This window comes from Clostridium tetani, from assembly GCF_900167265.1.
In the GTDB taxonomy this organism is placed as follows: Bacteria; Bacillota; Clostridia; order Clostridiales; family Clostridiaceae; genus Clostridium_G; species Clostridium_G tetani.
In genome coordinates, this window is the sequence record NZ_FUWT01000004.1 from 43,856 (window position 1) to 58,800 (window position 14,945).

The following is a 14,945-nucleotide window of genomic DNA, read 5'->3' on the forward strand; positions in this document are numbered from 1 at the left end:
ATGAAGTTCAATTTTAAAAAATTAGCTGTAATACTTTGTTCAATAATATTAACTACTTCGGTATTAGCAGGATGTGGAAAAGGAGCAGCTAATAAGGGAAAAGGGAATGTTAAATTGGGGTATGTAAACTGGGCAGAAGGAGTTGCTATGACAAACCTTGCCAAAGTTGCATTAGAAGAAAAGATGGGCTATGATGTGGAGTTAACCATGGGAGAGGCAGGTATGATATTTACATCTTTATCAGATGGAAATATAGATGCTTTCTTAGATGCATGGCTTCCGGTAACTCATCACGATTATGTAACAAAATACAAAGACAAAATAGAAGATTTGGGATATAATTATGAAAATGCAAGAATAGGATTAGTTGTACCAAAAAATTCTGATATAAATAGCATAGAAGATTTAAATAAAGTCAAAGGAAAATTGGGTGGAAAAATTATAGGAATAGATGCTGGGGCAGGTATAATGAGTGCCACTGAAAGAGCTAAGAAGGATTATAATCTAGAATATGAAATATTAGAAGGAAGTGGCCCAACTATGACTGTAATGCTTAAAGAAGCAATTGATAAAAAACAAGATATTGTAGTGACTGGTTGGAAACCTCATTGGAAATTTGCTCGCTGGGATTTGAAATTCTTGGAAGACCCTAAAAAATCCTATGGAGAAGCAGAAAATATTCATACTTATTCAAGAAAAGGATTTAAAGAAGATATGCCAGAAGTGGCAGAATTCTTGAAAAACTTTAAGCTAAATGATGAGCAATTGGGAACTCTTATGGGAGATATAGCAGATAGTAAAAAAGACCCAGAAGAAGTAGCTAAAGAGTGGATGGCTAAGAATGAAGAATTAGTTAATAGTTGGATACCTAAAGGAAAATAATATTAAAAGGATAGAACTTATTTAATTAAGCTCTATCCTTTCCTTTTATAAATTGTAAACTTAAAAGTTGTTTTAAGTAATTATTTTTTTCAATTACAGTTATTAAAGGTAATCCTAAACCATAACAGCATAAAAGTTCTCCAAAGCCTACTTGTAACATAGTTAAAACTAAAGGCCATTTTAGAGTATAATTAAGTAGTAATCCAATTATAATTGCATTTAATATAACTGGTGGCAAGGGAGCTAAAAGTTTTTTATGTTTTAAATTACTTTTTCCTATTTGCCAAGTAGTTATAGCAGCAATTAAAGTGGTTAATGAACCAAATATTACGTCTAATGGACCTACTGGACTTAAAAGATTAGATATTAGGCAACCTATAAAAAGTCCTGGTATTGCCACAGGTGTAAAAAGTGGTAAAATAGTTAAAGCTTCTGCTACTCTAAATTGAGAAGCTTGGAAGCTCATAGGATAAGTTAAAAATATAGTAACTACCGCATAAATAGTTGCAATAATAGCACTAGTTACTAATTGCTTAGTGTTTTTAATCATAATATACCTCCATAGTTTTATTTAGGGACAGGATGGTTACGAACTGTCCATATTATTTTTTTATATTCTAAAATATGATATTATAATATATTATGTTTGTCAAGAAAGAGAAAAATTTAAAAGGTAGAAGGAGTTTAATAATGTTTGAATCAAAGGAATTAAATTTACCTAATGGTTTTAAAGCGGTTTTGGTTAAGAAAGATACACCTATTTTTTCAATTAACTTAGGAGTAGGAATAGGATCTATTTTTGAAAGTGAAAAAGAAAAGGGTATTTCCCATTTCATAGAGCACATGATTTTTAAAGGGACTAAAAATAGAACTAATGAAAAGCTAAATGAAGATTTAGAGGAATTAGCCGGAGAATATAATGCATATACAGACTATAATTGTACTATTTATTCTATTACAGCATTAAATGATGAGTTTGAAAAAGCTATAGAACTTATAAGTGATATGGTTATAAATTCAAATTTTCAAAAGGAAGAAGTAGAAAAAGAAAGAAAAGTAATACTTTCAGAATTAAGTGGAAGCAGAGATGATATAGAAGATTTTAGTTTTGTAAAAATAAAAGAGTTAGCATATAGAAATAGTCCTTTAAAATATGATACAATAGGAACAAAAGAAAATATAGAAAAATTTACCAAAAAACAGTTAGAAGATTTCTATAGTAGATATTATGTTCCTAATAATTCTTATATATCCATAGTTTCATCTTATGATTATGACCATATAGAGAAAATATTGCACAAATATTTTAAGAGTTGGACTAAAAAAGAATTTGAAAGGAAAAATTTAGCTTTTGAACAAAATATACCAGGTAAATATATTTATAATAAAAGAGACATAGAACAAAGTTGTATATTATATCTTTATACTTGCAATAATTTAGATAAGAAAGAAGAAATGGTGCTGAAGGTATTAAATCATAGATTAGGAGAAAGTAATAACTCTTTATTGTTTAGAAAACTTAGAGAAGAAAAGGGACTTGCTTATGATGTATATACTTTATTAGATAGTATAAATTCCTTTAACTCTATATACATTTATACTGCGGTTTCTCAAAATAGCGTAAATGAAACCATTAATACTATAGATAAATGTATTAATGATATAAAAGATGGTACAATTAAGTTTCATATAAATACTATTAGACTCATGAAAAAAAACTTAAAAACCGCCATTGCTTTTATTTTAGATGATAGTAGTGATTTAAGCAATTATATAGTTCACCAAATCATAGAAGATAGGAATATATATGAATTTACAGAAGACATTAAAAAATTAGATGAAATAAAAGAAGAGGACATAGTAAGGATGGCAAATAAAGTATTTAATCATCCTACTATACATATTTTAAAGAATAAGCAATAAAGTAAGATTGTCAAGGAGGAAATATGCTTGGATAATACTTCAAAGATAAATAAAATAACTAAAATAGAAGTTCAGAAGAGAAACAAAAAAAGAGTAAACCTATATATAAATGATGAGTATGCTATGGCTTTTAGTACAGAGCTAGCATTTAAACACAACTTAAAAATAGGACAAGAAGTAGACTATAAAGAGTTAAAAGTTATTGCAGAAGAAGATAATTATATTAAATGTAAGGGAGATGCTTTAAAATTTATAGAAAAAAGTTATAAAACAGAGAGACAAGTATATGACAAACTACTTTCTAAAGGATATGATAATAAAACTATAGAAAGAGTTATTGATTTTTTAACTGAATACAAATTTATAGATGACTGGAGATTTGGAGAACTCTATATAGAAGAAAGATTAAAAAGGGAGGGGAGAAATAAAATAAAATATTCACTTATGCAAAAGGGTATAAGTGAAAGTATTATAGATGAAAAATTAAATTGTGTAGACAGAGATAAGGAAAAAGATGCTTTAAATAAAATAGCAGAAAAGAAATATAAATCTATACTAAAAAATGAAGAGGATAAGACAAAAATATATAACAAATTGGGAAGATTTTTAATGAGTAAAGGATATTTGTGGGAAGATGTAAAGTCTGTATTAAATAAACTCTTATATAGTGATGGCTAGAAATACTAATTTATTATTTAAGGGGGAGTTATGAATGAATAATATAAATCCCATAACGTTGGTAATGGCTTTGGTATTTTTGTACCCAATATTAAAGGGGTTTTTATTCAAATTTTCGTCCCAAGATTTGAAATTAGATATAGAAGAAACTAATAGAAGCATATCATTTATAGTATCACTTTTAATAGGAACCATAGGTGGGAAGAAAATATTTTTACAACATGATGAAGGAATATATAAATCTATATATTATTCCATACCCAAAAATATAATTAATTACATGGAAAATAAACCAATTATAATATATTTAGTTTTAATACCCTTATTTATTTTTATAATATATAAAATTACATTTATACTATTACATTTACTTAATAGCATAACATTTTATCCAGTATTAGATAGGATAGAAAGATACTTAAGGAGTAAAAGCAATATTTTTAAAAGAATTATGGGGGCAATATCTCAAATTCCAAAAGCTATAGCTTTTATACTAATAGTAGTTTTTAGTTTAAATATAGGATCTATGTTTTATGCAAATAGTTCTTTAAATAAATATTTAAATGAATCATTACCATATAAATATGTATGCAAAGAGTTTATAATACCAATAACTAATTCTAAATTAGCTAAAAAATTACCTAAAATAATAGATAATTCTTTTAAAATAGTATCTAAAGATGTAGAAAGTAATAATAGACCTAAAAACAGTATAAATAGATCTAGGACTATAGTATATTATAACGGAGTAACTTTAAGTGAAGGAGTAAAATCAAATAAGGAAATAAATGATTTTGCTAGATTTTTAGTAAAAGATGAAACAGAAACTAGAAAAAAAGCTAAGATACTATACAATTGGATAGGAAGTAATATATCCTATGATTATGATAAGGCAAATAAAGTATTAAAGGATGATTTTAATGTATCCTCGGGATCTATCCCTACATTTAATACAAAAAAAGGAATTTGCTTTGATTATTCATGTTTATACGTTGCCATGTGTAGAGCTAATGGAATACATGTACGATTGGTAACAGGCATGGGATTTAATGGTTTAAATTGGGTGAGTCATGCCTGGAATGAAGTATATCTACCTGAAGAAGATGCATGGGTTAATGTAGATACTACTTTTTATAAAGGTGGTAATTATTTTGATAGTAAAAGATTTAATTTAGATCATAAGGATGGCAATATTGTAGGGGAATGGTAATATAAAAAAAGATAATCTGTGAGATATGTTCACAGATTATCTTTTTTATACTTATTTTCTATTAGAGATATAGCTTTTTTACAATCTTTATCCTCAGGATTTAATGTCCAGGCAGTTTTAAAATTAATTAAAGCTTTTTTATTATTATCTAACATTATGTAACAGTACCCTAAATTAAAAAAGTATTTACTATCTTTTTTTAATAAAAGAGATTTTTCTAATAAAGGTATAGCATCTTTATAATTTTTTAGCTTTATAAAACATACAGCAGTATTATATAAAGAAGCAGCCTCATTTGTTTTTAATGTTATTGATTTTTTATATAAAGCTATTGCCTTATGGTAATCTTTTGAATTATAATAATCATTTGCTTTTTGAAAATAATTCATTTGTTAACCTCCACTTAACAATAATGTCTTTTTTTATTTATATTTATCTGATAACATATATATGTTATTTAAATTCTATCCCAAAAAAGTAATAATATTCATTATTGCTTTTTTAATAGGTCATATTTTATGTTTGCAATAAATGTTGATGTGTGATATAATTTCAAATAATGGAAATTATGTTTGGAGGTTTCAGTGATGGCAAACACTTACTTTGCAGTGTTAATGAAGAGAATAAAAGAATGTAAGAAAGAAGAAAAAAGCAGATTATATAACCATTTAAAAAAAATAGTTAGCTTAAATCCAGAACATCATAATAAAAATAATGATAAAGAGGATTTATATACAGATACTATATGTGTTCATTGTAAAAGTGAAAATATAGTTAAAAATGGAAAGTACAAAGAAAAACAAAGATATATCTGCAAAGATTGCCATAAGACCTTTACAAATTATACAAATTCACCAATATCATATAGCAAAAAAAATATAAGCAAATGGATAGAATATACTAAATGTATGCTTGCAGGATATTCTTTAAGGAAATCCTCAAAATTAGTTGGTATAAGTTTATCTACAGCCTTTTATTGGAGACATAAAATTTTAAACTCTGTAAAAGATTTTTTTGAATATGAGAGCAATATTAAAAATCAAGAGAGTAGTATAATTGATTTTAAAAAAATAGGGCTAAGATATTCATCTAAATTTAATGATTATTTTTCTGATGAACTATTTAGATGCCAAGGAAATTCTGAAAAGTGTTTAATATGTAAAAATAGTAATAATATAATTAAAGGTTTTTCATCAGCAACCTTTGAGAAGTTAAAAGCTATAAAAAGGTCATTAAAACTTGAAGAAAATATAAAACTTTGTAAGAGTTTAAAAATAATATACACTTTAAAAGATCATATAAAAAAGTGGATAAGAAAATTTAATGGAATAGCTTTTAAATATTTATGTAACTATGTTTCATGGTTCAAATGGATATTTAACATGATATTTAAAATAAATTTAGCTGTATAAAATTTAATTATATATATAATAAAAAATTGCCATCTAATTAAGTAAATTTGTTGATATATTTAAATCTTATGTTTAGAAGCATGAGGTTTAGTTGTTTTTCAAAATATAAAAGAAAAAGAGGTGGTGTACTTGGAAGATGCAATAAAAAAAGTTATAAAACTAGATAAGGATGTGGAAGAATATAAAGTATTAAAACAGATGGAAATAAAAGAAAGAAAAGAGGGGTTAAACAAAAAGATAGAATTAATGTGGATAGATGTAGAGGAAGAATTAAAAACTTTTAAAAATAAAGTCCAAGAGGATTATGAAAAAAATATTAAAGCAAACAAAGAAAAAATAGAAAAAGAAAAGATAGAAAAAATTACAAATGTTAAAAATAAATATGAAGATAAAAAAGAAACTATAGTAGAGGATGCAATTAAAACAATTTTGAATCCCTTTAAGGGGGAGTGATCATGAGTGATATAACTATGTATGCTGCAATTAATTCAAAAGTAAAAGCTATGCAAAGAAAATTTTTAACTAAAGAACAATATAAAAAAATCATAGAATGTGAAAATTATAAAGAAGTATTAAATTTCTTAAATAATGAAACAGAATATGGAAAGCTTTTAAAGGGATATGACTTGCAAGAAATTCATAGAGGACAATTAGAATATATATTAATGAAGAATTATATGCAAAATTTTCAGAAAGTTATTCATTTTTTTAATGGAGAGTATAAAAAGTTTTTTAAAACTATGTTTATGAGATTTCAATTAGAAGATGTTAGATATATACTAAGAGGAAAATATACAGGAAGACAAAATAATGATTTAAATTCATTAGTAACCTATGATAGTCCATTAAATGATTTGAACTTTCAAAAAATGCTAGCTACAAATAATATAAATGAGGCTATACATGCCTTAGAAGGGACTAATTACTATAAATATTTAAAAAGTATAATAGATAAATCAGATGAAGAAACATTATTCCGTATAGAGGTAACATTGGATTTTATGTATTATAGCTATTTACAAAAGTCTATAGATAAGCTTAATAAGAAAGATAAAGATATAATGAATGAAATAGTTGGTACCTATATAGATTTGTTAAATTTACAATTTATATATAGGGGTAAAAAATATTATAAATTAAGTCCAGAAGAAATACTTAACTATACATTACCAGGTGGACTTAATATAAAAATAGATAAACTGAAAAAACTATGTTACTCAAATGATATTAGTAAATTTCAAAAAGTGCTGTTAGATACTAAGTACGGAAAGTTTGTAAAGTATTCTGTGAGTGAAGATTATTTGGTTGAAAGAGATATTTTAGCTTATATAAGTGGTATGCATTTGAAAAATAAAAAAGAGCATAAAAGTGATATAAGTACAGTAGTTGCATATCTAGAATTAGCATTAATTGAAATAAAAAATATAACATCACTAATTGAAATGAAAAGATATAGTATAAATGATGAAGATTTGTATAAATATTTAAGTTTCAGTATTGATTGAGAGGTGATTTTATGTCAATAGAGAAAATGGTTATGGTTAATATAGCATCTCCTATAGAACTTATTGATTCTGTAACTAAGGAAGTTGTATTATCTAAGGCACTTCATCCTGTAAACGCATTTGACAAGATAAGCAGTGGTAATTTTAATATATCTACAACTGAAGAAAATTTAGATACTTTAATAGATGTAAACTATGTTAAACCTTATTTTGAAAAAAGAGATTATTCTAAGGTCAATGAAAAAATAAATAGTTTAAAGGGAATGCTTGGTGAAAGGGAAAATATAGAAATAAAAAATGAAAATTTAATATTAAACTATAATGAATTAGAGGAAAATATATTTAATATAGTAGATAGGATTAAAAAGCTAAATGAAAATCTTAACAAGTATAAGAATAAAGAGAAGGAATTAGAAATTTATAAAGAAAATTTAAAGTATTTTTTATCTATTGATACTAATATTGAAAAATTTACTAGCTTGAAAAATTTTGAGTTAGAAGCATATAAAATAGAAGACAAAAAGTTTAATATTATGAAAGAAAACTATGAAAATATACCAGCTATAGTAGATAAAGTATATAAAGGTAATGGATTTGACATAATAATTGTGGTATCTACAAAGGCTTTAAAAATAGATACAGAAAGAATATTAAATTCATTAAATTGTGAAAGACTAGATCTACCATTAGATTATAAAGGAAACCCTAAAGAAGTAATAAATTTAATAGAAAAAGAGTTAATAGAAATCGAAGAAAAAATACAAGCTGTTAAAAATAGAATAAATGAGTTCTATGATAATAATAATTTATCCATAGAGGCTATATTAAAAAGTTTTGAACTAGAAAAAAGAGCAAGTAAGTTAAGAGAGTACATTGCATACAGTAAAAACTTCTTTTATTTATCAGGATGGGTTCCAAGTAGTATGATAGGCGGATTTAAGAATAATATTAAAAAACTAAATAAAAAAATAATCGTACTTGAAAAAAAGATAGATGAAATAGAAAATGGTGTTTCTCCACCTACAAAGTTAAGAAATAATATTCTAGTAAAGCCCTTTGAAATTATGGTAAATATGTATGGAACTCCAAGTTATGGAGAAATTGATCCTACTACATTTTTAGCTATAACATATATGATTATGTTTGGTACTATGTTTGGTGATGTAGGACAAGGGTTAGTACTGTTATTAGCAGGGTTATACATGAAAAAGAAAAAAGAGAATTATGCCCCAGGCAATATATTAGTAAGATTAGGATCTATTTCTATGATTTTTGGTTTTTTATATGGAAGTGTATTTGGATTTGAAGATTTAATAAAGCCTATACTAATAAGTCCAATGGAAAATATACAAACAATGCTTGTTGGATCAATAGCATTTGGATGCTTTATTTTAATAATCGGTTTCTTATACGGTATTGTTAACAATATAAAGAATGAAAACTTAGAGGAGGGTATCTTCGGAAGAAATGGAATAACGGGTATGGTGTTTTATATACTACTTCTTGTTTTTGCGTTTACAAAAATAACTTCAAGAGATACTATGAGCACAACAATTTGGATCCTTATATTTGTAGCATTACTAGCATTAATGGTTTTAAAACACCCCTTGGCAAATGCAATATCAAAAAAAGGCTTTGTAATTACAGAAAAAACATCAGATTATTTTGTTGAAAGTGGATTCGGAGTTATAGAAACACTTTTAAGTATGTTTTCAAATACAGTGTCCTTTATAAGGGTTGGGGCTTTTGCTTTAAACCATGTAGGTCTTTTCATCGCCTTTGCATCTATGGCACAAATGATGAAAAATAGTGCAGGTAGCATATTAATGTATGTGCTTGGTAACGTCATAATAATAGTTCTAGAAGGGCTTATAGTTTTTATTCAAGGATTAAGACTAGAATACTATGAGTTATTTAGCAAATATTATGATGGTTCAGGATTACAATTTAAACCTATAACAATAGATAGTGTGGAATAATTTCTAAATTTAGGAGGTAATAAATATGATATATGTTTTAATTTTTACATTTATAATTGCGGTGTCAACAATAACTTATGGATTTGTACAAAAAGCAAAGGAAGATATAGAAGGTAAAGGTAAACTGAAGAAAGCATTGAAAATTAATTTATCAGTTTTTGCACCAACAATAAGTGCAGCTTTAATATTTATGATACCAAATATTGTTCATGCTGCAGGAGATGCTGGTGCAGGAACTGCTATAGGATTGGGTTATTTAGCAGCAGCTATATGTACAGGACTTGCAACAATTGGTGCCGGATATGCAGTTGGTGCTGTTGGTTCATCAGCATTAGGAGCGGTATCAGAAGATCCAGATATACTAGGAAAAACTTTAATATATGTTGGATTAGCAGAAGGTATCGCTATATATGGACTTATAATTTCTATTATGATACTATCTAAGCTTTAATATTAAAGCTTAGATAGTCACCAAGGGGTAGATAATATGAAAATGTACTTAATAAGTGACAATATAGATACATTAGTAGGATTAAAAATCGCAGGTATTAATGGAGAGGTTCTCCATAGAGAAGAAGAAGTTTTAGAATGCATAGAAAAAATAAGCAATAGAAAAGATATAGGAATAATAATTATAACTGAAGTAATTTCAAAACTAGTACCTGAAAAAATAAACGAAATCAAAACCTCTAAGTATTTACCACTTATAGTTGAAATACCAGATAGACATGGAAGTAGTAGAGGGGACGATTGGATTTTAAGATATATAAAAGAAGCAATAGGGCTTAAGATTTGAGGTGATATTGTATGGTTACAATAGAAGATAAAATAAATCTTTTTTCAAAAATAATATATGGCGAAGTGGATGATAAAATAAATTCTGAATTAGATGAACTAGAAAATGTGGAAAAAGACACTATAGAAAAAGAAGAAAGAGAAGTTAAAAAATATAGGAATAAAAATATGCAAAGTGTAGAAAAAAAGATTAAGTCTAAGTTTGAAAAGGAAGTATTTAAACTCAAACTTGAAGAGCAACAGCAATTATTAAATCTAAAAGAAAATATGATAAATGAAACTTTGGAAAGCTTAAAAGAAAGAATAATAGATTTTACTAAATCAGATGAATATATAAATTATATAAAAAGCCACTTGGATAATACTTTAAAAGATATAGAAAATAAAGAAGGTATTATTATTTATTTTAATAAAAAGGATTTAGAAAAGTTTAAAAAAGTTATTAATAAGGATAATGTAGAAGTTAGTAATGAGTCTAAAGATATAATTGGTGGATACATTATTCAAGATAAAAATAATAAATTTAGAGTAGATTGTAGCTTAGAGATAAGTATTGAAGAATGTAAAGAAAAAATAGGAATAAGTATAACAGAGTTATTCATGTAGATAAAGGAGTGGTTCTATTGGATAGTCTAGTAGGAACTATAGTGGGAATAAATGGTCCTGTTATAAAAGCAGAGGGTATGTCAAAATTTAAAATGAGAGAAATGGTAATGGTAGGAAAGAAAAAACTTATAGGGGAAATAATCATACTAGAAAATGATTTGGCAACAATACAAGTTTATGAAGAAACTTCAGGATTGAAAATAGGAGAAAATATAAGTTCTACTGGGATGCCACTTTCATTAAAACTAGGACCAGGAATAATAGGAAATATGTTTGATGGTATACAAAGACCTCTTAAAAAAATAAATGAAATATCCTATGGATTTATAGATGAAGGGATTGGATTAATATCTATAGATGAGGAGAAAGAATGGGATGTAAATATAGTAGTTAAAGTTGGGGATAAATTAAAACCAGGAGATGTATATGCTGAAGTTCAAGAAACTAATATTATAAAGCATAGAATTATGGTTCCTCAAGATGTAAATGGAGAAGTTACAAAAGTAAAAGAAAGTGGGAAATACAATATAGAAGAAAAAATTGTTACTGTAAAGGATGGAGGAAACATATATGAATTAAATTTATATCAAAGATGGCCAGTTAGAACACCAAGACCTATAAAAAATAGATTGTCTTTAGGTAAGCCATTGATAACAGGTCAAAGAATATTAGATATGTTTTTTCCAATTGCTAAAGGAGGTACTGTTGCAATCCCAGGTGGATTTGGAACTGGTAAAACTATGACACAACATCAATTAGCCAAATGGTCTGATGCAGACATAATAGTCTATATTGGATGCGGTGAAAGAGGAAATGAAATGACGGAAGTTTTAGAGGATTTCCCTAAACTTATAGACCCTAAAACAAATACATCTCTTATGAATAGAACAGTTTTAATAGCAAATACATCTAATATGCCAGTTGCGGCTAGGGAAGCATCTATTTATACTGGTATAACTATAGCAGAATATTATAGAGATATGGGATATGATGTAGCAATCATGGCAGATTCAACATCAAGATGGGCAGAAGCATTAAGGGAAATATCTGGAAGGCTTGAAGAAATGCCAGCAGAAGAAGGATATCCAGCATACCTACCTTCAAGAATAGCAGAGTTTTATGAAAGGGCAGGATATGTAGAAAATTTAAATGATACAGAAGGATCTGTAACTGTTATAGGTGCAGTTTCACCAGCGGGGGCAGATTTCTCTGAACCAGTAACCCAAAATACGAAAAGATTCGTAGGAGCGTTTTTAGGATTAGATAGAAAACTTGCTTATGCAAGACACTATCCTGCAATAAATTGGTTGACAAGTTATAGTCAATATAATGTAATGTTAACAGATTGGTACCTTGAAAATATATCAGAAGATATAATAGAGCTTAGAAATAAAATGCTTAAAATATTATTTGAAGAAAATAAACTCCAAGAGATTGTAAAGTTAGTAGGAGAAGATGTTTTACCAGATGATCAAAGACTTATTTTAGAAGTGGCTAGAATATTAAAAGTAGGATTTTTACAACAAAATGCATATCATGATGAGGATACTTATGTACCAAAAGAAAAACAATATAAAATGCTTAAAGCTATAGAGTTATTTTATGATAATGCATATAAATGTGTTAAAATGGGAATTCCTATTTCCAAAATTAGAAATGAAGAAATATTTGGAGACCTAATTAAGATGAAATACAATATACCTAATGAAGACATTTCAGGAATTAAGGTAATAGAAGAAAAAATATCTTCATATTATGAAGAACTTATAGAACAATATAGAAAATAACAAGGGAGGGAGTATAGTGAGAAAAGAATATTTACTATTAGATAGAGTACAAGGTCCCTTGGTAGTTTTATCAGAGGTAGAAGGGGTTGCCTATGATGAAATAGTAGAAATAAAAATAGCCAATGGAGAAACAAAAAAGGGGAGAGTAGTTCAATTACAAGGAGATAAAGCTGTAATTCAAGTTTTTGAATCCACTACAGGTATGTCACTACAAAATACAACCATATCTTTTACAGGAAAACCTCTTGAAATAAGTCTTTCTAGAGAAGTTTTAGGTAGAGAATTTAATGGTATTGGCGAAGCAATAGATGGTAGAGGAGAAATATATAGTCTAAAGAAATATAATGTTAATGGAAGACCTATTAATCCTGTTGCACGTAAATATCCAAGAAACTTTATTCAAACAGGAATATCATCTATAGACTGTTTAACTACACTAATAAGAGGACAAAAGCTTCCTATATTTTCAGGAAATGGTATGCCTCACAATGAGTTAGCGGCTCAAATAATAAGGCAAGCTAAAATTGGTGGAGGCGACGGTGAAGAAAAATTCGCAGTAGTTTTTGCAGCTATGGGAATAAAACACGATGATAAAGAATTCTTTAGAAAAAAATTCGAAGAAGCAGGTGTAATAGATAGATTAGTTATGTTTACTAACTTAGCAGATGACCCTATTGTTGAGAGAATAACTACTCCAAGAGCTGCCCTAACCACAGCGGAATACCTAGCTTTTGAAGAAGGTATGCATATATTAGTAATAATGACTGATATAACAAATTATTGTGAAGCATTAAGAGAACTATCCTCATCAAGAGAAGAAGTCCCAAGTAGAAAAGGATATCCAGGATATCTTTACTCGGATTTAGCCTCTTTATATGAAAGAGCAGGTATGATGGAGGGAAAAGATGGATCTATAACTCAGCTTCCTATATTGACTATGCCTAATGATGATATAACTCATCCAATACCAGATTTAACTGGATATATAACAGAGGGACAGATTGTTTTAAGCAGGGACTTATCAGGTAAAAATATATATCCTCCAGTAAATATATTGCCATCATTATCAAGATTAATGAAAGATGGTATAGGAGAAGGCTATACAAGAGAAGACCATGCAGAAGTTTCTAACCAATTGTTTGCAAGTTATTCCTATGTTCAAGATGTAATATCACTTTCTCAAGTAATTGGAGAAGATGAACTGTCGCCAGTAGATAAAATATATATGGAGTTTGGAAGAGAATTTGAAAGTAAATTTTTAAATCAGGGATTTGAAGATAATAGAAGTATAGATGAGACTTTAGACTTAGCCTGGGAGATATTGTCCATATTACCTAAATCTCAACTAGACAGAGTAAGTCCGGAGGCATTAGAAAAGCACTATAGAGGTGATAAGTAATGGAAAACATTGCTCCAACTAAAGCCAATCTGATAAGTGCACAAAACTCATTAGAATTTTCGCAAAAAGGTTTTGAACTATTAGACAAAAAAAGAAATGTACTAATTAGAGAACTTATGTCTTATGTAGATTTATCTAAAGAGCTTCAAGAAAAAATTAATGTTACTTTCAAAGAAGCCTATGAGGCATTAAAAAATGCAAATATAACTATGGGTATTAGAGAAGTAGAAGATATAGCATCTACTATACCAGAAGCTACAGATTATGAAGTTATTTTTAAGTCTGTTATGGGAGTAGAAGTACCTGTAATAAAATTTGAAGAAAAAGATATAGTTCCAAGATATAGTTTTTATAAAACTAATTCAGCTATGGATATTGCTTATGTTAAATTTAATGAAATAAAGTATTTAATTTATACATTAGCCCAGGTAGAAAATGCAGTATACAAATTAGCTATAGAAGTTAAAAAGACTCAAAAGAGAGCAAATGCTCTAGAAAATATTCAAATACCTAAGTTTAAAGCCACTATTAAAGATATTAGTAGCGTTTTAGAAGAAAAAGAAAGAGAAGATTTCTTTAGACTTAAAGTGGTGAAGAAAAAGAAGCATTAATACGTAAATAATTAGATAATTAATCTTTTACAACACTTGATTTAAGGAGCTTTAAGATATATAATAACCATATATAAATATATGGTTATTTTTTATATTTATAAAAAAATATAGTAAAAGAAAAATAGTAAATATAACAATTTTCAAAGCAAAATTAA

Annotated in this window: 15 protein-coding genes and 1 pseudogene; 14 read left to right on the forward strand and 2 right to left on the reverse strand. The window is 27.2% G+C overall.

Annotated features, from left to right (window positions below; translation table 11 throughout):
• On the forward strand, positions 1-882 hold the full coding sequence (locus B5D21_RS03735; protein WP_035108910.1) for a glycine betaine ABC transporter substrate-binding protein: 882 nt from the start codon (positions 1-3) through the stop codon (positions 880-882).
• A 25-nt stretch (positions 883-907) separates the two neighbouring features.
• Here B5D21_RS03735 and B5D21_RS03740 read toward each other — a convergent pair whose 3' ends face one another.
• The gene (locus tag B5D21_RS03740; protein ID WP_011100476.1) at positions 908-1,432 is read right to left on the reverse strand and encodes a QueT transporter family protein; all 525 of its coding nucleotides are present in this window, start codon (positions 1,430-1,432) and stop codon (positions 908-910) included.
• 140 nt (positions 1,433-1,572) lie between these two features.
• On the opposite strand from B5D21_RS03740, the gene B5D21_RS03745 reads away from it, so the two are divergent.
• The 3 genes from B5D21_RS03745 to B5D21_RS03755 are packed head-to-tail and all read left to right on the forward strand — an operon-like array spanning position 1,573 to position 4,693.
• Positions 1,573-2,805, forward strand: a complete 1,233-nt coding sequence (locus B5D21_RS03745; protein WP_035108912.1) for a M16 family metallopeptidase — start codon at positions 1,573-1,575, stop codon at positions 2,803-2,805.
• Positions 2,806-2,832: 27 nt separating this feature from the next.
• Positions 2,833-3,483: a recombination regulator RecX gene (gene recX, locus B5D21_RS03750; protein WP_011100474.1), complete on the forward strand. Its 651-nt coding sequence runs from the start codon at positions 2,833-2,835 to the stop codon at positions 3,481-3,483.
• A gap of 34 nt (positions 3,484-3,517) precedes the next feature.
• A complete protein-coding gene (locus tag B5D21_RS03755) occupies positions 3,518-4,693 on the forward strand; it encodes a transglutaminase-like domain-containing protein (protein WP_011100473.1) in 1,176 nt (391 codons plus the stop codon).
• 29 nt (positions 4,694-4,722) lie between these two features.
• On the opposite strand, the gene B5D21_RS03760 is transcribed toward B5D21_RS03755, so the two are convergent.
• Positions 4,723-5,082: a tetratricopeptide repeat protein gene (locus B5D21_RS03760; protein ID WP_011100472.1), complete on the reverse strand. Its 360-nt coding sequence runs from the start codon at positions 5,080-5,082 to the stop codon at positions 4,723-4,725.
• Positions 5,083-5,280: 198 nt separating this feature from the next.
• Between B5D21_RS03760 and B5D21_RS14485 the strand changes: the two are divergent.
• From B5D21_RS14485 to B5D21_RS03810, 10 genes and pseudogenes are all read left to right on the forward strand, one after another.
• Positions 5,281-5,692 (forward strand): annotated as a pseudogene (locus B5D21_RS14485) (transposase); the annotation flags it as partial.
• Positions 5,693-6,234: 542 nt separating this feature from the next.
• A complete protein-coding gene (locus tag B5D21_RS03770; RefSeq protein WP_035108915.1) occupies positions 6,235-6,558 on the forward strand; it encodes a hypothetical protein in 324 nt (107 codons plus the stop codon).
• 2 nt (positions 6,559-6,560) lie between these two features.
• Positions 6,561-7,610 (forward strand): V-type ATPase subunit, encoded by a 1,050-nt coding sequence (locus B5D21_RS03775; RefSeq protein WP_035108917.1) that lies wholly within the window; start codon positions 6,561-6,563, stop codon positions 7,608-7,610.
• Between the two features lie 11 nt (positions 7,611-7,621).
• Entirely contained in the window at positions 7,622-9,589 is a 1,968-nt protein-coding gene (locus B5D21_RS03780; RefSeq protein WP_052040313.1) for a V-type ATP synthase subunit I, read from the forward strand.
• Between the two features lie 25 nt (positions 9,590-9,614).
• On the forward strand, positions 9,615-10,040 hold the full coding sequence (locus tag B5D21_RS03785; protein ID WP_011100467.1) for an ATP synthase subunit C: 426 nt from the start codon (positions 9,615-9,617) through the stop codon (positions 10,038-10,040).
• A 36-nt stretch (positions 10,041-10,076) separates the two neighbouring features.
• Positions 10,077-10,385, forward strand: coding sequence for a V-type ATP synthase subunit F (locus tag B5D21_RS03790; RefSeq protein WP_035108919.1), 309 nt, complete (start codon positions 10,077-10,079; stop codon positions 10,383-10,385).
• A gap of 11 nt (positions 10,386-10,396) precedes the next feature.
• Positions 10,397-10,990 (forward strand): V-type ATP synthase subunit E, encoded by a 594-nt coding sequence (locus B5D21_RS03795; RefSeq protein ID WP_011100466.1) that lies wholly within the window; start codon positions 10,397-10,399, stop codon positions 10,988-10,990.
• Positions 10,991-10,998: 8 nt separating this feature from the next.
• Positions 10,999-12,777 (forward strand): V-type ATP synthase subunit A, encoded by a 1,779-nt coding sequence (locus B5D21_RS03800; protein ID WP_011100465.1) that lies wholly within the window; start codon positions 10,999-11,001, stop codon positions 12,775-12,777.
• A 16-nt stretch (positions 12,778-12,793) separates the two neighbouring features.
• A complete protein-coding gene (locus B5D21_RS03805; RefSeq protein ID WP_011100464.1) occupies positions 12,794-14,176 on the forward strand; it encodes a V-type ATP synthase subunit B in 1,383 nt (460 codons plus the stop codon).
• Entirely contained in the window at positions 14,176-14,787 is a 612-nt protein-coding gene (locus tag B5D21_RS03810) for a V-type ATP synthase subunit D (RefSeq protein WP_011100463.1), read from the forward strand. Before B5D21_RS03805 ends, B5D21_RS03810 begins: the two co-directional genes overlap by 1 nt.
• Positions 14,788-14,945 lie beyond the last annotated feature (158 nt).

Coding starts and splice junctions, on each gene's coding strand:
- B5D21_RS03735 (WP_035108910.1), top strand. CDS start 1: ATGAAGTTCAATTTTAAAAAATTAGCTGTAATACTTTGTTCAATAATA.
- B5D21_RS03740 (WP_011100476.1), bottom strand. CDS start 1,432: ATGATTAAAAACACTAAGCAATTAGTAACTAGTGCTATTATTGCAACT.
- B5D21_RS03745 (WP_035108912.1), top strand. CDS start 1,573: ATGTTTGAATCAAAGGAATTAAATTTACCTAATGGTTTTAAAGCGGTT.
- B5D21_RS03755 (WP_011100473.1), top strand. CDS start 3,518: ATGAATAATATAAATCCCATAACGTTGGTAATGGCTTTGGTATTTTTG.
- B5D21_RS03760 (WP_011100472.1), bottom strand. CDS start 5,082: ATGAATTATTTTCAAAAAGCAAATGATTATTATAATTCAAAAGATTAC.
- B5D21_RS03775 (WP_035108917.1), top strand. CDS start 6,561: ATGAGTGATATAACTATGTATGCTGCAATTAATTCAAAAGTAAAAGCT.
- B5D21_RS03780 (WP_052040313.1), top strand. CDS start 7,622: ATGTCAATAGAGAAAATGGTTATGGTTAATATAGCATCTCCTATAGAA.
- B5D21_RS03785 (WP_011100467.1), top strand. CDS start 9,615: ATGATATATGTTTTAATTTTTACATTTATAATTGCGGTGTCAACAATA.
- B5D21_RS03790 (WP_035108919.1), top strand. CDS start 10,077: ATGAAAATGTACTTAATAAGTGACAATATAGATACATTAGTAGGATTA.
- B5D21_RS03795 (WP_011100466.1), top strand. CDS start 10,397: ATGGTTACAATAGAAGATAAAATAAATCTTTTTTCAAAAATAATATAT.
- B5D21_RS03810 (WP_011100463.1), top strand. CDS start 14,176: ATGGAAAACATTGCTCCAACTAAAGCCAATCTGATAAGTGCACAAAAC.